Source organism: Pseudomonas sp. JV449 (assembly GCF_032424295.1).
Classification (GTDB): domain Bacteria; phylum Pseudomonadota; class Gammaproteobacteria; order Pseudomonadales; family Pseudomonadaceae; genus Aquipseudomonas; species Aquipseudomonas marginalis.
This window is the reverse complement of sequence record NZ_VYKD01000016.1, coordinates 1-19,994: the sequence shown is the minus strand read 5'-3', so window position 1 is coordinate 19,994 and position 19,994 is coordinate 1. Positions and strand designations below refer to the sequence as shown.

The 19,994-nt window shown below is 62.7% G+C and carries 16 protein-coding genes and 2 rRNA genes; 11 read left to right on the top strand and 7 right to left on the bottom strand.

Features of this window, described 5'->3' with window-relative positions:
- The 10 genes from F6S08_RS15770 to F6S08_RS15725 all read left to right on the top strand — a co-directional run bounded on the left by F6S08_RS15770 (position 1) and on the right by F6S08_RS15725 (position 12,567).
- On the top strand, positions 1–912 hold the full coding sequence (locus F6S08_RS15770) for a glycosyltransferase family 2 protein (RefSeq protein WP_065926903.1): 912 nt from the start codon (positions 1–3) through the stop codon (positions 910–912).
- A 29-nt stretch (positions 913–941) separates the two neighbouring features.
- Positions 942–1,718 (top strand): polysaccharide biosynthesis/export family protein, encoded by a 777-nt coding sequence (locus F6S08_RS15765; protein WP_065926902.1) that lies wholly within the window; start codon positions 942–944, stop codon positions 1,716–1,718.
- A gap of 14 nt (positions 1,719–1,732) precedes the next feature.
- Positions 1,733–3,724: a GumC family protein gene (locus tag F6S08_RS15760; RefSeq protein WP_065947050.1), complete on the top strand. Its 1,992-nt coding sequence runs from the start codon at positions 1,733–1,735 to the stop codon at positions 3,722–3,724.
- On the top strand, positions 3,724–4,914 hold the full coding sequence (locus F6S08_RS15755) for a glycosyltransferase (protein WP_315871862.1): 1,191 nt from the start codon (positions 3,724–3,726) through the stop codon (positions 4,912–4,914). The genes F6S08_RS15760 and F6S08_RS15755 overlap by 1 nt, the downstream gene beginning before the upstream one ends.
- Complete coding sequence (locus tag F6S08_RS15750) at positions 4,904–6,232, top strand: GH39 family glycosyl hydrolase (protein ID WP_315871861.1); 1,329 nt, start codon at positions 4,904–4,906, stop codon at positions 6,230–6,232. Before F6S08_RS15755 ends, F6S08_RS15750 begins: the two co-directional genes overlap by 11 nt.
- Positions 6,233–6,240: 8 nt before the next feature.
- Positions 6,241–7,458 carry a glycosyltransferase family 4 protein gene (locus tag F6S08_RS15745; RefSeq protein ID WP_315871860.1) on the top strand — a complete coding sequence of 406 codons (1,218 nt, stop codon included), beginning with the start codon at positions 6,241–6,243 and terminating at the stop codon, positions 7,456–7,458.
- A complete protein-coding gene (locus F6S08_RS15740; RefSeq protein ID WP_315871859.1) occupies positions 7,449–8,552 on the top strand; it encodes a glycosyltransferase family 1 protein in 1,104 nt (367 codons plus the stop codon). Before F6S08_RS15745 ends, F6S08_RS15740 begins: the two co-directional genes overlap by 10 nt.
- A gap of 2 nt (positions 8,553–8,554) precedes the next feature.
- On the top strand, positions 8,555–9,982 hold the full coding sequence (locus F6S08_RS15735; protein ID WP_315871858.1) for an O-antigen ligase family protein: 1,428 nt from the start codon (positions 8,555–8,557) through the stop codon (positions 9,980–9,982).
- Positions 9,982–11,391: a lipid II flippase MurJ gene (locus F6S08_RS15730; RefSeq protein WP_065947046.1), complete on the top strand. Its 1,410-nt coding sequence runs from the start codon at positions 9,982–9,984 to the stop codon at positions 11,389–11,391. Before F6S08_RS15735 ends, F6S08_RS15730 begins: the two co-directional genes overlap by 1 nt.
- Positions 11,392–11,532: 141 nt before the next feature.
- Positions 11,533–12,567 carry an acyltransferase family protein gene (locus F6S08_RS15725; protein ID WP_137212920.1) on the top strand — a complete coding sequence of 345 codons (1,035 nt, stop codon included), beginning with the start codon at positions 11,533–11,535 and terminating at the stop codon, positions 12,565–12,567.
- 36 nt (positions 12,568–12,603) lie between these two features.
- On the opposite strand, the gene F6S08_RS15720 is transcribed toward F6S08_RS15725, so the two are convergent.
- The 4 genes from F6S08_RS15720 to F6S08_RS15705 form a co-directional block, all read right to left on the bottom strand.
- Positions 12,604–13,179, bottom strand: a complete 576-nt coding sequence (locus F6S08_RS15720) for a DUF4174 domain-containing protein (RefSeq protein ID WP_065926894.1) — start codon at positions 13,177–13,179, stop codon at positions 12,604–12,606.
- A 164-nt stretch (positions 13,180–13,343) separates the two neighbouring features.
- Positions 13,344–13,976: a glutathione S-transferase family protein gene (locus F6S08_RS15715; protein ID WP_065926893.1), complete on the bottom strand. Its 633-nt coding sequence runs from the start codon at positions 13,974–13,976 to the stop codon at positions 13,344–13,346.
- 31 nt (positions 13,977–14,007) lie between these two features.
- Positions 14,008–16,365, bottom strand: coding sequence for a DNA polymerase II (locus tag F6S08_RS15710; protein ID WP_137212918.1), 2,358 nt, complete (start codon positions 16,363–16,365; stop codon positions 14,008–14,010).
- A gap of 138 nt (positions 16,366–16,503) precedes the next feature.
- Entirely contained in the window at positions 16,504–16,971 is a 468-nt protein-coding gene (locus F6S08_RS15705) for an SRPBCC family protein (protein ID WP_065926891.1), read from the bottom strand.
- Between the two features lie 99 nt (positions 16,972–17,070).
- Between F6S08_RS15705 and F6S08_RS15700 the strand changes: the two genes are divergently transcribed.
- Positions 17,071–17,472 (top strand): GFA family protein, encoded by a 402-nt coding sequence (locus F6S08_RS15700; RefSeq protein ID WP_065926890.1) that lies wholly within the window; start codon positions 17,071–17,073, stop codon positions 17,470–17,472.
- Position 17,473: 1 nt separating this feature from the next.
- Here F6S08_RS15700 and mrdA read toward each other — a convergent pair whose 3' ends face one another.
- The 3 genes from mrdA to F6S08_RS15685 all read right to left on the bottom strand — a co-directional run.
- Positions 17,474–19,366, bottom strand: a complete 1,893-nt coding sequence (mrdA, locus tag F6S08_RS15695; RefSeq protein ID WP_065926889.1) for a penicillin-binding protein 2 — start codon at positions 19,364–19,366, stop codon at positions 17,474–17,476.
- 270 nt (positions 19,367–19,636) lie between these two features.
- Positions 19,637–19,752: ribosomal RNA gene (gene rrf / locus F6S08_RS15690) — 5S ribosomal RNA — on the bottom strand.
- A gap of 152 nt (positions 19,753–19,904) precedes the next feature.
- Positions 19,905–19,994 (bottom strand): 23S ribosomal RNA (locus F6S08_RS15685); the annotation flags it as partial.

Below are 19,994 nucleotides of genomic sequence, written 5' to 3'. Positions count from 1 at the left end.
ATGCGCACTTCATTGATCATCCCCACCCGTAACGCCTCCAGCCACCTGGCACGCCTGCTGCCCGCGCTGAAGATGCAAACCCTGCAACCTGACGAGATGCTGGTGGTGGACAGCGCCTCCAGCGATGACACCGTGGCGCGCTTTCGAGCGTTCGGCGCGCGGGTCGAGGTGATCGACGCCCGTGACTTCAACCACGGCGGCACCCGCCGCTGGGCCAGCGAACAGGTGGGTGGCGACGCACTGATCGTGATGACCCAGGACGCCATCCCCGCCACCCCCGAGACCTTTGCCAACCTGCTCGATGAATTGCAGCAGGACCCGCTCAACGGCGTCGCCTACGGGCGGCAATTGCCCCATCCCGATGCGGGCGTGCTGGGCGCGCAATCGCGGCACTTCAACTACCCGGAACACAGTCGCAGCAAAAGCCTGGCCGATGCACCGGAGCTTGGGATCAAGACCTGCTTCAGCTCCGACTCGTTTTCGGTATACCGGCGCAGTGTGTTGCAGGCCGTCGGTGGCTTCCCTGCCGACGTGATCGGAAGCGAAGACGCCTTTGTGGCCGCACGCATGCTGCTCGACGGCTACAAGGTGCGCTACGCCGCCACCGCGCTGGTGCATCACTCCCACGATTACAAACTCATGGACGAGTTTCACCGCTACTTCGACATTGGCGTGTTCTACGGCCGCGAGCCGTGGATCAAGCAGGCCTTTGGCGACGCGGGTGGCGAGGGCAAACGCTATGTGCTGGCCGAACTCGCGGCGCTGCGCAAAGCCGGCGCCTTGCACCGCGTGCCCGAGGTGCTGGTGCGCAGCGTGTTCAAACTGCTCGGTTACCGCCTGGGCCATCTTGAACGCCGCCTGCCGCTCGCCCTCAAGCGGCGCATCAGCATGTTTCCCGGTTATTGGAGGTGAGCAGCATGACCCACAGGAAGTCCCCCTTGATGAAGCGAAGCGTGCTCGCCCTGGCCATGCTGACCCTGGCCGCCTGCAACACCCCGGCGCGTATCGAGCCACCGGACAGCAAGACCGTCGAGGACGGCAAGCGCGCCCTCGACCAACTGGCCCAGCTGCCACCGGCGGTGGAACGCATCCGTATCGGCGACCAGTTGCGCATCGTCCGCGATGCCGGCGAGATGCCGACGCTGTCGGCGTTCAACGTCAGCACCATCTACGAGCTGACGCTGTACACGGTGCAGACCGACGGCAAGATCAACTACCCGTTCCTGGGGCCGATCCAGGTTGCCGGGCGCCAGCCATCGGAGCTGGCCACCCAGTTGACCCACGAGCTCGCGGCGACCTACCGCGAACCCCGGGTGACGGTGAACATCAACCAGGCGCCGAGCAACTCGGTGATCGTCGGCGGTGCGGTGAATAACCCCACGGCGGTGCAGATCGCCACGGCCAACACCCTGGAACAGGCGATTGTCGGCGCCGGCGGGGTCAGCCCGGCGGGCAACGCGAGCATGGTCGCGCTGCTGCGCGAAGATGCCCAGGGCGCCTATCGTGCTTACTTCCTGGACTTCAGCCAGCTCCTCAAGACCGGCGCCAACGGACGCAAGCCGGTGCGCCTGCAACGCGGCGATGTGGTGTTCGTGCCCAAGTCCAACGTCGGCGAGCGCATCCAGGGCGTGGATACCTACATGAACCAACTGATTCCGTTCACCAAGTCCATTGGGGTCGGCTACAACTACACGCGAACCAGCGGCGGCAGCAATTAAAGGAGCGACATCCCATGATCGAGATCCGTTCTTTTCGTGATCTGCTACGCCTGTTCTTCATCTTCCGCCACGAGTTCAAACTGGCCGCCATTGCGGCGCTGGTGATCATTCTGTTGGGGGCTTTCCTGCTGCCGGCCAAGTACGAATCCACGGCGCGCCTGCTGGTCAAGCCGGGGCGTGATTCGACCTTGCCCATCGAGATCAGCAATCGCCAGGCGCTGGTGATGCCCAGCACCCAGCGCGACCCGATTGTCGACGAAGAGCGCCTGCTCACCGGGCGCCCGATTGTGCGGGCGGTGGCCGAGCACTACCTGGAAGTGATCAGTAACGCACCGCCACCGGAAGGCTTCTGGAAGCGCACCAAGTACTACGTCAAGAGTGGCATAGGCGCGGTGTTCGATGGCATCCGCGTGGTACTGGAAACTGTCGGCGTGGTGGAAAAAACCACGCCGGTGGAACGCCTGGCGGCGGGCCTGGAAAAGAACTTCGAGGTAAGCCACGCGGCCGGTTCCACGGTGATGGACATCACTTTTACCTGGGGCGACCCGGAGATAGCCCAGGCGGTGGTCAAGGATTGGGTCGAGACCTATGTCAACGAACGCACCCAGGCCCTGGGGCGCAAGAGCCTGTACGTCTTCTATGAAGGCCAGGTAGCCACCAGCGCCACCGAGATCCAGAGCTACAAGCAACAGATCCTCACGCACCTGAACCAGATCGGCGCGGCGAGCATCACCGATCGCCTGGAAGACTTGTCCGAGCGCATCAACGTACTGCGGGGCGAAACGTTCAACACCACGCGCCTGATCGCCTCCTCCGACAGCGCCATCCAGAGCACCCGCACCCAGCTCAAGAGCCAGCCCAAGGAAGTCACCACGGTGCGCCAGATCGCACTGAACCCCCAGCAGCAGGACCTGCGCCGCCTGCTGAACCAGAAGCTGCTGGAAAAGGCCGACATGATGCGCACCTACACGGACAACGCGCCGCCGGTCAAAGCCCTGGATGCATCGATCCGCGCAATGCAGGCCCATGTCGCGAGTGAAAGCAACACCGTGCAAAGCTCGGAAAACCGCGCGCCCAATACCCTGGAAATCCACTTGCAGCGAGTACTGCTGGATGAGTCGAGCAACAACCTCGCGCTGCGTACCCAACTGACACAACAACAGAAACAACTGGCCAACCTCGAAGCCCAGCGCAAGCAAGCCCTGGAGATCGAACCGGAACTGACACGCCTCGCCCGGGAGCTGGGCGCCGCCGAACGCAACTACGCGTTGTATGTGGACAACCTGGAAAAATCACGCATTGACCGCGAACTGGATAACAGCCAGATCAGCAACATCGCGGTGATCGAAGAGGCCACCCTGAACCCCGGCCGTATCTTCCCAAAAACCCTGGTGATGCTGGTGCTGGCGGTCCCATTCGCCCTCGTCGTCGGCCTGCTGGTGATCTACCTGTGCTACCTGCTCGACCAGCGCATCCACGATGGCGGCCTGGCGGAACGCAAGTTCGGCCTCCCGCTGTGGACCACCTTGCCCGAGCTGGACACCAGCACCGCCCAAAGCACCAACGCATTCAATGCGAGCATCTACCGGCTGTACGGGTTGCTGCAGTTGGAGCGCATCGCCGAGCAGGGCCTGACTCTTGGCCTGACCTCGGCACGGCACGGCGAAGGGGTGACCTTTGTGGTGGAACAACTGCGTCAGTTGCTGCAGGAAAACAGTATCAACGTGCGTGTGGGCGGCGCCGAACCGGCGGCGCCAGGTGAAGTGGTGCTGCTGGACGCCTCGGCGCTGCTGGATAACCGCGATGCGTTTATCAACCTGCGTCGGGCAGACCTGATCGGGCTGGTGGTGGAAGCGCAGAAGAGCACGGTGCCGGTGGTGGAGCACGCGCTGTCGATCCTCAACACCGCGTTCGGCAAGGTCGACGGCATCATCATCAACCGGCGCAAGTTCGAAGTGCCAGCCAAGGTGCTGAAAACCATCGCCAAGTACCGGGGGGCGTTCTGATGCGTGTCGCCCTGCTCGCCCCGTTGCCACCGGAAAAAAATGGCATCGCCGACTACGCGAACCATTTCCGCACGGCCCTGGAACAACTGGGGGTGACGGTGCTGACGCCGTTGGCCGGTGTGGCAGGCAATAGCGAAGCGATCAAGCAGGCCATAGGGAGGTTCGACTGGCACAGCGTGGACCTGGTCCACGCCGAGCTGGGCGGCGGACGGCTGGGGGAGTTCCTGGCCCTGCGCGAATTGCGCAAGGCCTACCCGGCACTGCCCTTGACCGCCACGGTGCATGATCCGGAACGCATCGTCTGGCGGCGCGAGCGCTTGCCATTCCCGTTGAACCTGCTGGAGCGCTTGCCCAGCCCGATGCCACAGGCGGCAGTGGTGCTGGCGGATCCGCTGACCTTGCGTGAAGAGCGCCAGGTCGCCGCCGGCTTGACCCGCTTGATCACCCTCACCCGCCTGGGCGCCGAGTGCCTGGGCCAACGCATGCAACTGCCGGCGGGGAAAGTCGCGGTGATCAACCATGCCAATCTGGCGATTCCATCGGCGCCGTTGCCGCCCCTGGATACGCTGCGCCTGCTGTACTTCGGGTTTATCTACCGGGGTAAAGGCATCGAAGACCTGTTAGAGGCCCTGGCCGGCGTATTCAAGCAGGCCCCCGAATTGCGTGAGCGTGTGCGCCTGACCCTGGCCGGTGGCACCGCCGCCGAAATGGCGTTTGGCGCAGGCGGCAACTACCTGGAGCAGTTGAACCGCCAGATCGCTGAACTCGGCCTGGCGGATGCCATCGACTGGCGGCTGAACCTGCCGGCTGAAGAGATTGCCCAGACCATCCAGGCCCACCATGTGATGGTGCTGCCCTATCGCGAATCGAAAAAACTCGGCCTGCTCGGGCGCCAGCGCGGTACCAGTGGCGCGCTGTCCTGGGCTGCCGCCTGCGGGCGTGGGGCGATCACGTCTGACGCTCGCGCGTTTGCCGAGGAAGTCGCCAGCGGCAATGGCGCTATCTACCCCGAAGGCGATGTGGATGCCCTCAGCGAGCAACTGCTGCGCCTGGCACGCACGCCGCCGCTGGCCCGGGACTGGGCCGAACGCGCCGGCGAAATCGGCCGCGAACGCTTGTGGCCGTTGACCGCGCAGAAGTTCAAGGCGCTGTTTGAGCAAGCCATCGAGGGCAGCCGCCATGGCGCGTAAACGCACGTACGTCGCCACCCTGGTCGTGGTCGCCGCCTTGGGCCTGACCGCGTTTTTGTGGGGGCGCCAGGCCGATGCCGAGAGCCATGTGCTCAAGGGCAACAAAACCGTGGTGTGGAAAGATTTCCTCGGGGTGAACGCGCAGTTCCTGTGGTTCGCCCCTGAGCGCTATCAGAAGCAGATCGACCGTCTCAAGGCGCTGGGCCTGGAGTGGGTACGCCTGGATTTGCATTGGGACCAGCTGGAGCCGGTCCCAGGGCAATACCAGGTTGCGACGTTGGATCAGTTGGTAGGCAAACTGCAGGACAACCAGCTCAAGTCGGTGTTCTACCTGGTGGGGTCGGCGCCGTTCGCCACCACTGCGCCGGTGGGTGCGCCGTATCAGGACCAGTACCCGCCGAAAGACCCGAACGTGTTCGCCAACCGCATGGCGCTGTTGGCACAGCGCTACCCCAGTGTCGACGCCTGGCAGGTGTGGAACGAACCGAACCTGCTGGGCTTCTGGCGCCCGGCAGCCGACCCGGCCGGCTACGCCGCACTGCTGACCACCACCGCCGCCGCGTTGCGCGCAATGAGCCCGAGCAAACCGGTGGTGGCCGCCGGCATGGCATTCTTCAGCGAAATGCCCAACGGCCAGAGCATGTTCGATGCCCTCGGCGCCCTGGGCGTGGCCAGCCTCAATACCGTCGTCTCGTACCACCCTTATACCCAATTGCCCGAAGGCAACGACCCGGCCAACCTGGACTTTATCGCCAGGACCACCGCGCTCAACCAGGCCCTGCGCAACGGCGGCGTGCAGACCCTGTGGAGCACCGAGTGGGGCTGGTCGACCTACACAGGTCCCAAAGACGCCCAGGACATCATCACCCCACAGGCCCAGGCCGATTACGTGGTGCGCCGCCTGGCGCTGATGAGTGCGCTGGATTACGACCGGATCTTCCTGTTTACCCTCAGTGATCTGGACCAGCGCGCCAGTGTGCGTGATCAGTCTTACGGTTTGCTCGACATCGACGCCAACCCCAAGCCGGTCTACACCGCGCTGAAAAATTTCCTCGACGTCAGCGGTCCGACGCTCACCCCCGGCGACCCGCCCAGCGCCGATCAGTTGCCCGACGGCCTGTTCAGCATCGGCTGGACCCGCGCCGACGGGCGCAAGCTATGGTTCTTCTGGGCGGCCGGGGGCGGCAACGCACACCTGCCCAACCTGGCCAGCGCCACCCTGTATGACCCGCTGCGCGGTACGCAAACCCCGGTAAGCGGCACCCACGGGCTGACCGTCATGGTCAAGCCGAACCTGCAAATTCTGTTATGGGAGTGAGGCCCGCCATGCGCATTTTATGGATCCTGCCCTACTCGCCCTGGCCCGCCACCAGCGGCGGCAAGACGCGCCAGTTCCACCTGCTGCGCAGCCTGGCGGCGCGGGGTCATCGGCTCACCTTGCTGCTGCATGACAAGCATCCGGTGTCCCCTGCCGACCGCCAGGTGCTGGAAGCATTTGTCGAACAGTTGATCATCCTGCCGCGCCGCCCGTTGCGCAGCCTCAAGACCCTGGTGGCGGGGCTGTTTGCACCCTACCCGCTGCTGGCCAGTGTGAATGGGCTGGCGGGCGAGTTGCAGGACACCTTCAACTGGTTGCTGGGTGAGCAGTGGGACGTGGTGCAGATCGAGCACAGCTACAGTTTCCAGCCTTACGAAGATGCGCTGGCGCGTAAATCACAGCCCTTTGTGCTGACCGAACACAATGTGGAGTCGGCCCTGGGCGTGGCCACCTACGACCGTTTGCCGCGTTGGTCGCTGCCGTTCATTCGCTACGATCAATGGCGCTATGCCCGCTGGGAACGCCGGGTGATGCGCCAGGCCGCGCAGGTGGTGGCGGTCACTCAAAACGATGCGCACGTCCTGGAAAAAATCGCCGGCAAACCCGTACCGGTGGTGGTCAATGGCGTGGAATGCGATCACTTCGCCGCCGCCCATCCCGACCCGTCGACACGCCGCGTGCTGTTCCTCGGCAACTATGAATACGCGCCGAACGTGGACGCCATCGAATGGGCCCTGGATGAAATATTGCCCAAGGTCTGGGCGCGCTGTGCGGATGCGCGCATGAGCGTGTGCGGCTTCGGCATGCCCGGCAGCTGGCGCGAGCGTTGGAAAGACCCGCGTATCGAGTGGCAAGGCTTCGTGCCCAACCTGCTCGACCTGCAATCGAGCTGTTCGGTGTTCCTGGCGCCGTTGCGCCACGGCGGCGGCTCCAAGCTCAAGGTGCTCGAAGCCCTGGCCGCCGGCCTGCCGCTGGCCAGCACCGAACAAGGCGTGTCGGGGCTGGACCTGGTGGAAGGCCTGGACTACCTCGGTGGGCAAAGCGCCGACGACCTGGCCGATGCCGTGGTGCGCCTGCTGCAATGCCCTGAAGCCGCCGCGCCCATGGGTGAGGCGGGCCGCGCCTACGTACGCCGCGCCCATGACTGGAGCGTCGCCGCCAGCCAATTGGAGCAGGTGTACGCCACCCTCGTGCCGCTGAGCCAGAGGGAGCCCGTATGCGTATAGGCCTGGATTACCGCACCGTCGGCACCTCGCCGCAATCGGGCATCAGCCGCCAGGTGTACGCACTGGAAAGCGCCCTGCACACCTTGCCGGGCATCGAGCTTGAACGGTTTACCGTGGCACCACTGGGCGATGAAACGCGCCTGCAGGCCCACTGCCCGGCGTGGGGCTGTGCCAAGACCGCCATGCACCAGCCGCAGAATCGTCTGCGCTTTGAGGCCGGTTTTCTGCCCCGCGCCTTGCGCGAGGAGCGTATCGACCTGTACATCAGCACCTTCAACATGGGCCTGCCGTTGCCGCCCAAACCGAAAGGCTTGCGCACCGTGGTACTGCTGCATGACCTGTTCCAGATCACCCTGGACAACTACCATGCCAACCGCTTGAAGGCGCTGATCTACAAGACCAGCGATCGCCTGTCGATTGCCTACGCGGTGCACAGCGCCGACCGCGTGTGGACGCCGTCGCAGTACAGCGCCGATGAAACCGCGCGGCTGTTTCCCAAGGCGGTGGGCAAGATTCGTGTGCTGCCCAATCAGGTCGATGGCTTTGCCGGGCTGGTGGCGGACCTGAGCCGGCATCAATTGCCCGAGCACTACTGGCTGCTGGTGGGCACCCGCGAGTTGCGCAAGAACGTGCCGTTTTTGGTGGACGCCTGGCAGCAGGCGCGGCGCCAATCCCCTTCGGTGCCGGAGTTGGTGCTGGTGGGCAGTTTGGAACACTTGCCCGAAGCCCAGCGCACATTGCCGGGGATTCGTGCGCTGAGCGGCGTGTCGGACGCCGAGTTGCAGGCGCTTTACCGCCAGGCGTCACGCCTGTGGCAGCCGTCCTATGCCGAAGGCTTTGGCCTGCCGGTGATCGAGGCCCTGAGCGTCGGTACGCCGGTGGCGGTGGCGAGCGGCACTTCGCTGGATGAAATCACCCCGCCGTCGGCCCCGCGCTTTTCGCCCATCGATGGCCCGGCGCTGGTGCAATTGATGCTCAGCCTGGGCGCGCGGCCGGATGAAGACTGCGCCGAGCAACGGCGCCTGTGGGCGCAACGTTTCAACCATCATGCCTATCGCCAGCGCCTGGCCGAACTGATCGAGGAACTTCAGTGAGAGTGAACCTGGCAAGCCTCGTCGCGATCCTCTTCGGCCTGCTGTTTGGCGCCCTCGCCCTGTTGCTGTCGCCGGCCAAGGCGTTTCTCGCCGTAGTCGGCCTGGCCGGGGCGGTGACCATCCTGCGCTTTCCGTTCTGGGGCCTGTTGCTGTTTGCCCTGATCGCCACGTTCATGCCGTACTCGACCCTCAACCTGGGGATCCGCAGCACCGTCAGCGAAGCGATCCTGGCCCTGACCTGGGGCGCGGTGCTGTGGCACAACTTCCTGGCCCGCCTGCCCGATACGCCCAGCCTGATCCGCCGTCCCACCGACCAGATGCTGCTGTGGCTGATGCTGTTCAGCGTGTTCCCGTTCATCGTCGGCCAGGTCACCGTCCACGCCGACAGCAGCGGCGTGGCCAACTGGCTGCGCTGGTTGCTGAGCCTGTCGGCAGTGTTTCTCTGCGCCAGGTTGCTGGTGGACCGCAAGCAGCGTGAATCCTTGGTCATCGCCCTGTTGCTGGGCAGCCTGGCGATGCTGGTGCTGTCGATTGCGGTGTTCGTGCGCACGCGCTCCGGGGCTGGCATTGCGCCGATTCTGGCGTTGTTCAACTACGGCAACTTCGACATGTTGAAATTCGGCCTGGAGGCCATGTCTTCGCGCATGGGTTCGCCGTGGATGCACCCGAATGCCATCGGCGGGATCATGGCATTGCTGCTGCCCCTGGCCTTCTGCTTCGGCGTGACCGAACAGGGCTGGAAACGTGCGCTGGGCCTGGGCGTCGCCTGCCTGGGCGCGGCCGCGTTGCTGTTGGCCAGCAGCCGCGGCGCGATGGTCAGCCTGGCGTTGGTGCTGGTGTGGATGGCTACGCGCCGCGTGCCCTACACCGGGCGCCTGCTGATGATCGGCGCGGCGCTGACCGTGGCACTGGTAATGGCCTACCCACCGTTACAGGAACGCCTGGCGACGATTTTCTCGTCGGACAACGCCAGTACCGAAGTGCGGTTCGACGAGTACCGCATGTTCCCGCAGGCGGTGGTGTCCTATCCGTTCGGGATCGGCTTCAAGGTTGACCCGCCGGTACCGGGTACCCACCTGCTGGGGATCTCCAACCTGTGGCTGAACTTCATCTACAAGACCGGCATCGTCGGCATGCTGTTCTTTGTGGCGGTGACCGTGCGCTGGTGGCGTGAGGCGCGTCCGCAAAAAGGCCCGATCCGCCTGACCAAGGACAATGCCCTGTGGCTGGGCACCACCGGCGGGATTCTGTCGGCGCTGGTCAGCGGCCTGTTCGACCACTACTTCAGTTTTGCGGTGGTGATGGTGGCGTTGTTCTGGCTGATGGTGGGCATCAATGTACTGGAGGCGCGGCGGTTGTTTCCGGCGCGGCTGCCGCAAGTGAAGACCGTGGCCTACCGCAAACACCTGCCTGATGGGGCACGGCCCTGATGCTCGGCTCTGCCGCCTGGCTGACATTGGCGACCCTGGTGGGCCTGTGCCTGGGATTTGCCCGTGAATGGCTGCTGGTGGCGGCCTGGGGCGCCGGAGAGCGCAGCGATGCCTTCCTGATCGCGCTGTTTTTGCCGGAAGCGCTGCGCATGTCGTTGGCCGGCGGTGTGCTGAGCGCCGCCGCGCTGCCGTTGTACCTGCAACGCAAGCATGGCGAACGCCTGGAGTGGCTGGCGGTGCTGTTCCCGGCGTTGCTGCTGATCGCGCTGGTCATCAGCCTGCTGCTGACGCTGTTGGCACCGTGGTTGGTGCAAATGCTCGGCCCGGGGTTGGCCGACACCGCCACAGTCTTGGCCAGCAGCAACCTGCAGATCGTCGCCTGGTGTGTGCCGGGCTTGATGTTGCATGGGCTGTTCAGCATTCCCTTGCAGGCCAGCGAACGTTTTGTCCTCGCGGGGCTGGGCTCGTTGCTGTTCAACCTGCCGCCGGTGACGTACCTCGCCCTCGCGGGCACTACCAGCCAACCGCACGCGCTGGCCCTGGCCTGCCTGGCCGGCAGCCTGTTGATGCCGCTGGCGCTGTTGCCGTCGGTGTGGCGCCAAGGCTGGCGGCCATGGCGCTGGCAACTGAGCGTCGCACCCTTGCGGGAGCTGGGCCAGCGCATCGGACCGCTGTTGCTGAGCAATGGCGCCAGCCAGGGGTTGGCGCTGATCGAGCGGCTGGTGGCATCGCTGCTGGGCGAAGGCGCGGTGACCTGGGTCAACCTGGCGCGCAAGCTGATGAACCTGCCGCTGATTGCGCTGATGAGTCTCAACCAGGTACTGCTGGGCATGATGAGCCGTCGTCAGGGCGATGAGCGCCTGGCCCTGCTCAAGCGCGGCCTGGAAACCGCCAGCGTACTGACCCTGCCTGCCGGTGTCGGCCTGGTGGCGGCAGCCCCGAGCCTGGTGGCGCTGCTGCTGCCCAGGCAATCGGCGGATTCGCCGTTGCCGCTGCTGCTGGCCTGGTTTGCCGTGCCGTTGGTGTTCGGCGCCTGGAACGCCTTGCTCGCGCGCTATGCCTACGCCGCCGGCGATACGCGCCAGCCGCTGCGCTGCGAGTTGCTCGGCAGCCTGGTCAACGTGTTGTTGCTGGGAGCGCTGCCCTGGGTGTTCGGCCTGGCCGGCATCCCCTTGGCCGCACTGGCCGGCGTGCTCTGCACCGCACTGTTGCTGATGCAGCGCCAGGCCTTGCTCGACGCCCTGCCCTGGGCCCGGCACTGGCTGCTCAGTGCACTGCTGATGGGGCTGGCGGCGCTGATGCTGTTTGGTATTGAGGGCGTGTGGCTGCAACTGGGGCTGAGCACCCTGGCGGGCGCCGTGGTGCTGCTCGGCATGGGGCTGTGGCTCAAGCCGTGGCGCAAGGCATGACGCTTATTGTAGGAGCTGGCTTGCCAGCGAAAATCGTCAACGATAACGCGGGCATTCTGGATGCACGTGGTGCCCTTGCGTTCTTCGCTGGCAAGCCAGCTCCTACAGGGGCGGTGGAGTTTATAGATCGGGAGCACTCAGGTGAAAAATCGCTGGATTCAAATGGATATCGCCAAGGGCATCGGCATCCTGGTGATCGTGTACGCCCACAGTTGGTTTGTCGCCACGTCGCCGGACTTGATGTACCCGATCCTGGCGTCGTTCGTACTGCCGTTGTTCTTCTTTCTGTCGGGGGTGTTTTTCAAACCTGAACAGCCGTTTGTCGAGATGGCGGTGCGTAAGGCCGACGGCCTGCTCAAGCCGTTTTTCTTCACCATGCTGGTGTATGTGATCGTGCGCGATGTGCTGCGCGGCCAACCGCTGCTGCCGGATATCGGCGGCGTGCTGTACGCCTCGGTGGACACCATCCCCTGGCAGGCGCTGTGGTTTTTGCCGCACTTCTGGGTGGCGATCCTCTTCAGTTGGGCGGTACTGCGGCTGATTCAGCGCCTGCCGCTGGCGGTGAGCTGTGCAGTGATGCTGGTGCCGCTGCTGATCGGCATCTGGATGCTGCCGTGGTTCTGGCAACTGCCGGTGACTCTCGGCGGGCAAACCTGGGTGCTGCCCGGCTTGCCCTTCAGCCTGGATATCACCCTGATCAGCAGCGCGTGTTTCGTCTACGGCTACCTGCTGCGTGACTGGCTGCGTACCCATGCGGGGTCACTGCTGACCCTGCTGGTGTCGGTGGCGCTGTTCGCGGCGGTGTTCCTCTACCGGGGCGATACCATGGACCTGGCGCAGCGTCGCTACGACCACTGGCTGTGGACCAGCCTGCTGGCGGTGATTGGGGTGTACCTGTGCTGGGCGTTGGCGCGGGTGCTGATGGCGTCGGCCCTGATCACCCGGGTCATGACCTACATCGGCCAGTCGACCCTGATCCTGCTGATCTTCCATGGGGAGATCCAGCACAAGACATTCGATTTGATGGAGCGTCTGGGGCTGCACGCGTTTGTCGCGGCCTGCATCGGTTTTGTGGTGGCGGTAGTGGTGCCGTTGTTGATCGGGGAAGTGATCAAGCGGGTGGCATTCCTGCGGTTTTTCTACTTTCCATTTCCGCTGCGCAAGGCTGCCAGATAACGGTAGGAGCGAGCGTGCTCCTACCGGGTATCGGGTTCAGTCATCCAGTTGTTGCGCGGCGGGCTTGCCGGCGTGTTTCGCCGGCTTGGCGCCCTTGGCCGGAGCCGGTGCAACGGGCTCGGGTTCCGGGGCGGCGGCGGTTTCTTTCTCGGCCATCGGCATCTGGTCGATGGCGCTGAAAAACTCTTTCAAATCGAGGGTATCCGGTGGCACGGTCTTCTCGACTTTCTTCTCGCCATCCTTGCCCACCAGGATCACTTTGGTGCCGCTGCCGGCACCCAGTTTGAGGGCGCGGATCAGCGCATTGGTCTCGGGCGGCGTGAGCTTCTTGTTGTCCTTGGGGTCCTTGGCGAACTTCTCCCCTTCGGCACCGATGCTGCCAAACTTCACGGTGTAGAACACCATGCTGCGCTCTTCAAAGGACTGCTTGGTGGCAGGCTCGTCCAGTTGTTTCTTGAGGGTCGCCAGTGTGTCGTTGCCGGAATCAAGCTCCACCACCACCAGTGGCCGGGCTTTGCCCAGGTCCTGCTTGAGCGGGTTGATATCATCAGCAGCCAACAGCGGCCCCGTAAAAGCCATCAAGGTAGCCAGGGTCAGCGACCGGATGAGCATGCGCACCTCCTTTGAATTCCATGCAGGGTTCTTGAGTTTCATGTCTGCGACAGTCAAATTCAAGGATGATTCCTACACCGCGTTCAGAAAGCGTAGGTCAGGACGCCCGCTCCGCAAGGGCTTGGCGGCGACATGCGGCATTGTTTCCTTTGATTGCACAAACATTACGAGACCTTCCAGCCCGGCCAATGGCGGGCAAAGACAGGCGCCACGATCGGGTCGGCATCCACCTGCGCCAGGGTCTGGGCAAAGCCTGGCGCCAGGGCAGTCAAGGCCTCACGCGCCTCATCCCAGCGCGACACCGCCGCCGCCATGATGCCCAGCGCATTCGGTTCGCCGTTGGACGCGAACAGTTGGCCGGCAAACTGTTCGGCAAACACCACCCAGGCCTGATGCAGATAGCGACGCGTGCCCGCGACCAATTGCGCCTGCACCGCTTCATCGGCATTGCCCACCCAGCGTTGCGGGTAGTCAATGATGCCAATCGCCGAATAGCAATTGGCCGCGATGTACACCAGGCCGCGGATGATCTGGTCACGGTCGCCGCCCAGCAGATGCGCATCGGGAAACGCCAGGCCCAGGTGGATCAGGATCGCGGCACTTTCCGTCAGCACCTGTCCATCGGGGATAACCAGGGTGGGCACCTGTTTGAGCGGGTTGATACGGGCAAGCTCATCACTGCCCTCGCCGTCGGCCCAGGAGGCGGCGTCCACCCGTCGCCATGGTACCGCGCACCGTTGCAGGGCGATTTCAATCATGCAGGAGCCGGATTCGTCGATGCCATAGAGTGTGTACATAGCCTTTCCTCCATTGGATGAATCAAGAATTTTAGAACAAGCCCATTTGCCCGCCGACCAGGGTGCTGAAATCGTCACTCACGAACGGCAGGATGGCATCTGCGACCGGTTGCAATTGCCGGGTGACGTAGTGGTCGTAATCAATCGGCGCCTGGCGTACTTCCAGCGGTTCGGGGCCGTTGACGCTGATCACATAGCGGATCCAGCCGCCGCGCTGGTACTGGCGCGGGCGCCCCAGGCGGTCGTTGTATTCATCGGCCAGGCGCGCCGCGCGTACATGGGGCGGCACGTTGCGCTCGTAGTCATCCAGTTGACGGCGCAGACGTTTGCGGTAGATCAGCAGTTCATCGAACTCGCCGCTCAAGGTGCGGCGCACGTAGTCGCGTATGTAGTCCTGATGGGGCTGGCGGTGGAAGATGCGCTGGTAGAGTTCCTGCTGGAACCGGCGGGCCAGGGGCGACCAGTCGCTGCGTACGGTCTCCAGGCCTTTGTAGATCATCTCTTCGCTGCCGTCGGCACGTACCACCAGGCCGGCGTAGCGCTTCTTGCTGCCCTCCTCCGCGCCGCGAATGGTCGGCATCAGGAAGCGGCTGAAGTGGGTTTCGTATTGCAGCTCCAGGGCACTTTGCAGGCCGAACGCGCTGTGCAGGTGCTCACGCCACCAGGTGTTGACGTGCTTGACCAGCGCCTGGCCGATACGGCTGGCGTCGTCCTGGGAATGCGCGCTGCCGAGCCACACGAAGGTGGAGTCGGTGTCGCCGTAGATCACCTCATACCCCTGGGCTTCAACCAGTTCGCGGGTCTGGCGCATGATCTGGTGGCCGCGCATCGTGATCGACGAAGCCAGTCGTGTATCGAAAAAGCGGCAACCGCTGGAACCGAGTACGCCGTAGAACGCATTCATGATGATTTTCAGCGCCTGGGACAGCGGCGCGTTGTGCTCACGCTTGGCCTCTTCGCGACCTTCGGAGACACGCGCAACGATGGCCGGCAGGCAGTGCCGGGTGCGAGAAAAGCGTGCACCGCGAAAGCCTTCGACGGAGTCGCTGTCGTCGGGGTGCTTGAGGCCTTCGATCAGGCCCACCGGGTCGATCAGGAAGCTGCGGATGATCGACGGGTAAAGGCTTTTGTAATCGAGCACCAGCACCGATTCGTAGAGGCCAGGACGCGAATCCATGACAAACCCGCCGGGGCTGGCCTGGGGTGGTTTGTCGCCCAGGTTCGGCGCGACGAAGCCCTGGCGGTGCATCAGCGGCATGTACAGGTGGGTAAACGCCGCCACCGAGCCGCCGTTGCGGTCGGCCGGCAACCCGGTGACGCTGGCGCGTTCGAGCAGGAACTTGAGCAGTTCGGTCTTCTCGAAAATCCGCGTGACCAGCTCGCAGTCCTTGAGGTTGTAACGCGCCAGGGCGGGCTTGTCCTCGGCGAACATGCGGTTGATTTCGTCCATGCGTTGATACGGTGTGGAGATGTCCTTGCCCTCGCCGAGCAGGGTTTGCGCGACGTTTTCCAGGCTGAAGGATTCGAAACTCCAGGTGGCCGAACGCAGGGCCTCGATACCGTCGATGATCAGACGCCCCGCCGCTGCGGCGAAGTAATGGTTGCGGCTGCCGTGTTCGCGCCAGGCCATGGGCTCATCGCCGCGACCGAGCATCAACGGTACGTTGAGGCGCTGGGCATGTTCGTGGAGTACGCGCAGGTCGAACTGCACCACATTCCAGCCGATGATTGCATCGGGGTCATGGGTGGCGAGCCATTGGTTGAGGCATTCGAGCAGTTGAGCGCGGGTGTCGCAGTAGTCGAGCTTGAAATCCACCGCGTCAGTCTTGTTCGGCGGGCCGAGCATGTACACCTGGCGTTCGCCGCAGCCTTCGAGGGCGATGGAATAGAGGTCGCCCTGGGCGGTGGTCTCGATGTCCAGGGACACCAGCTTGAGCGGCGGGCGGTAGTCGGGCGCGGGCTTCATCTGCGCATCGCACAGGGCACCACTGGCATCCGGTGTCCCACCGAACCAGACCGGAGCGGTGATGAAACGCTCCATCATGTAGCGTTCCGGCGGGCGCACATCGGCTTCGTAGACATCGACACCGGCGGCGCGCAGGCGCTTTTCCACGTCCATCAACTGGCGATGCTGGCGCGTGTAGAGGCCCAGGACCGGGCGGTGATGGAAATCGCAGAGTTGCAGCGGGCGCAATTCGATATCGCGTTCGCCTTTGAGCAACCAATCCAGCGGCTTGCGATGGGCCTCGGGAATGAACATCACCGAGGTCTGCACGGGTAGGCGGATAAACCGTGGCCCCTGGTCTGTGGCCAGCCAGAAACTGACCTCCGTGCCCGCCGGGGTATCGCGCCAATGCCGGGTCAGGACAAAACCCTGCTGTAAATCCACCGTACCGCACCTCAGGAATAGCTTTCAGGCGTTGATTCTACGCGGCATCTGCGCAAACGCGGCAGGTAAACGCGCACGCAAGCGGTGGACTTCTAAAGGCGGCGAAAGCGGGCACCGCAATGGTGCCATTTCTCCAGCTCACGCCCGACGTGTTTTGCTCAAATAGTTTTCGATATTGCCCATCTGCTCGTCCCAGCCACGGGAATTCATCTTGAAGGCTTTTTGCCGACGAGCCTCCGGCACCGCGTCGAAACCGGATTCAACCACCCGCAGCAAAATGCCCGGCGCCCGATCCTCAATGGTGAATTCAACCAGTGTCGGGGTTTCCTTGTCGTAGTCGACGCCCTTTTCTACCGCGAAGGGGTGCCACCAGAAAGAGAACAACGTTTGCGGCAGGATGCGTTCGATTTTGGCTTTCCAGATCACGTGTTCGTAACCTGGGTAGGTAATCGGCGCCTCTATGGTTTCCCCTGCCACAAAGGCTTTGCCCTTGAGGGCGATGCCAAACCAATCGCCGAATTGCTCGGCATTGGTGAGCGCTTCCCAGACCTGTTTACGTGAAGCGTTCAGCAGAACTTTTCGCTCAATGCGATCTAATACGTGCATAAGTCACCTCCTCCATTGACAGTAGGCGACACCAAATAATGCGCAACCTCAGGTTGTAAGCAATCATGATGACCCCGTCCTTGAACCGGCAATACGTTTATGACTGACCCATTGAATGGAAGTTGCTTCTGCAAAGGTGTCCGCTATCAGGTGGACCAGTTGGACATGCCTATCAGCCACTGCCACTGCGCAAGCTGCCGCAAAATACATGCGGCACCGTTTGTCGCCACCGCAGGAGTAATGCGCGAACATTTTCGCTGGACGCTGGGGGAGGAACTGTTGGCGTCCTTTGAATCTTCGCCGGGCAAGCTCAGGCATTTCTGCTCGCGCTGTGGCTCACATCTGATAGCAGAACGTGGGCATCAGCCCCATGTGATCGTGCGGGTGGCGACGCTGGACGATGATCCGGGCGTCAGGCCCACCTCGCACATCTGGATGGCCCATGATGTGCCCTGGCTTGACCATGAAGGCATAGAGCAATGGGACGAGTGGAAGGCATGATTTAGACGTGGGGGTCACCTGGCGCTTTTGCCGGCGTCGCATATTGCGGCTTCAGGTGACCGTCCTGGTCGAGTAGCCAGGCATCCATGATTTGCCGCACCACCGGACCCGCGACGCGACCACCGGCCTCACCGTTTTCGATCATCACCGAAATCACGATCTTCGGATGTTCGGCCGGAGCGAAGCCAACGAACAACGCGTTGTCGCGATGGCGCTCCAGGGTTTTTTCGCGGTTGTAACGCTCACCTTGCTTGATCGCAACCACTTGCGCAGTACCGCTCTTGCCGGCAATGCGGTATTGCGCCCCTTGTGCGGCGGCCCGGGCGATACCTCGCGGGTCATGCATCACCAACTGCATACCGTGATTGACCTGCTCCCAATCACGCGGATCCTTGAGGACGACGTTGGGCATTGGATTCTGGTCCACCGGCGGCTCACCATTGATCGTCTTGGCCAGGTGCGGGCGATTCCACACACCCTTGTTGGCGATCAACGCCGTGGCCTGGGCCAATTGCAGCGGAGTGACTTGCATATACCCCTGGCCAATGCCGAGGATCACGGTTTCGCCCGGGAACCAGGGTTGGCGCCGCGTGGCGCGCTTCCAAGCCTGGGATGGCATCAAGCCAGCGGACTCTTCGAACATGTCCAGGGAGACTTTCTGGCCCAGGCCAAACTCCGCCAGGTAGTCGTGCAGACGGTCGATGCCGAGTTTGTGAGCAAGGTCGTAAAAGTAAGTGTCGTTGGAACGCATGATGGCAGCGTCCATGTCTACCCAGCCGTCGCCGCTGTGGTTCCAATTGCGGTATTTGTGGTCAAAGTCGGGGAGCTGGTAGTAACCGGGATCGAATACACGGGTCTGTGGGGTGACGACACCGCTGTCGAGGCCAGCGATGGCCACTTCCGGCTTGATGGTCGAGCCCGGCGCATAGAGCCCCCGGAGGACACGGTTGAAGAGCGGCCGGTCAATGGAGTCGTGCAGGGCGGCATACTCCTTGAAACTGATGCCGGTGACGAACAGGTTCGGATCAAAACTCGGCTTACTGACCATGGCCAGTACTTCGCCGGTTTGCGGATCGAGGGCAACCACTGAGCCACGGCGATCACCCAGGGCTTCTTCCGCAGCTTCCTGGAGCTTCACGTCGAGGCTCAGGACGATATTTTTGCCAGGAATCGGGTCGGTGTGCTTGAGCACACGGAGTACGCGGCCTTGGGCATTGGTCTCGACCTCTTCGTAGCCGACATGACCATGCAGTTCGGATTCGTAGAAACGCTCGATACCGGTTTTGCCGATGGACTGCGTGCCACGGTACTCCACCGAGTCGAGGGCTTTGGATTCTTTCTCATTGATCCGCCCCACATAGCCGATGGAGTGGGCAAAATGCGCACCCAGCGGGTAGTGACGGACGAATTGCGGCTCTACATCTACTCCTGGCAGGCGGAACTCATTCACCGCCAGCAATGCGACTTGCTCTTCGGTCAACTCGTAAAACAACGTCACGGGGACGAAGGGGTGCCGTGCCTGCTTCAGGGCCTTGTCGAACAACGCACGGTCTTCGACAGGCAGGTGCAGCAAGTTGACGATGGCGTCGAGTTCGCCCTTGAGGTCAGTGGTGCGCTCGCGGGTGATGGTCAGGTTGTAGCTGGGTCGGTTATCGGCCAGCACCACGCCATTACGGTCATAGATAAGGCCGCGCGTCGGAGTGATGGGCAGCACGTGGACGCGGTTGTTTTCAGAAATCGTGGAGTGGTAGTCGAACTGTACGACTTGAAGGAAATACATACGCCCCACCAGGGCACACGTAATGCCTATCACCAACAACGCACAAGCGAGCAGGCGCTTGTTGACCAGGCGGTTTTCTTTTTCGTGATCTTTAATCGGTATCGGTTCAGGCATTTCTACAGCATCTCGTTGAAGAAGGTCGACGCCGCATCCTGCGATGAAAGATCAGTCCTTGGGAAATGTGCTGCACCATACCAAAAATGCAGAAACACTTTGCATTGAATTCCCCAACGGCACTCTGAAGTGAGTTCCCTCTCGACGGGTACGGTGATACGGCAGCTGCCCTTGAAGATACTCAACAGCTCATCCGCCTAGGCGTACCCACTTTTCGAGCGCCCAAAACAAAACCCCATCTGCTCTCGCAAATGGGGTTTCGGAATTTAATCTTGACGATGACCTACTCTCACATGGGGAAACCCCACACTACCATCGGCGATGCATCGTTTCACTGCTGAGTTCGGGATGGGATCAGGTGGTTCCAATGCTCTATGGTCGTCAAGAAATTCGGGTACTGAGTCGTGGCCAGCTGGCCTCGCTTCAGCAAATTGGGTATGTGACAGCTGTCGGTGTTTTGTAAGATCTCGAACTTTCGGTTCATTGCGTCTTCACACACCGCAATCTGGCCTTTCGACGCAAATTGCTTGGGTGTTATATGGTCAAGCCTCACGGGCAATTAGTATTGGTTAGCTCAACGCCTCACAGCGCTTACACACCCAACCTATCAACGTCGTAGTCTTCGACG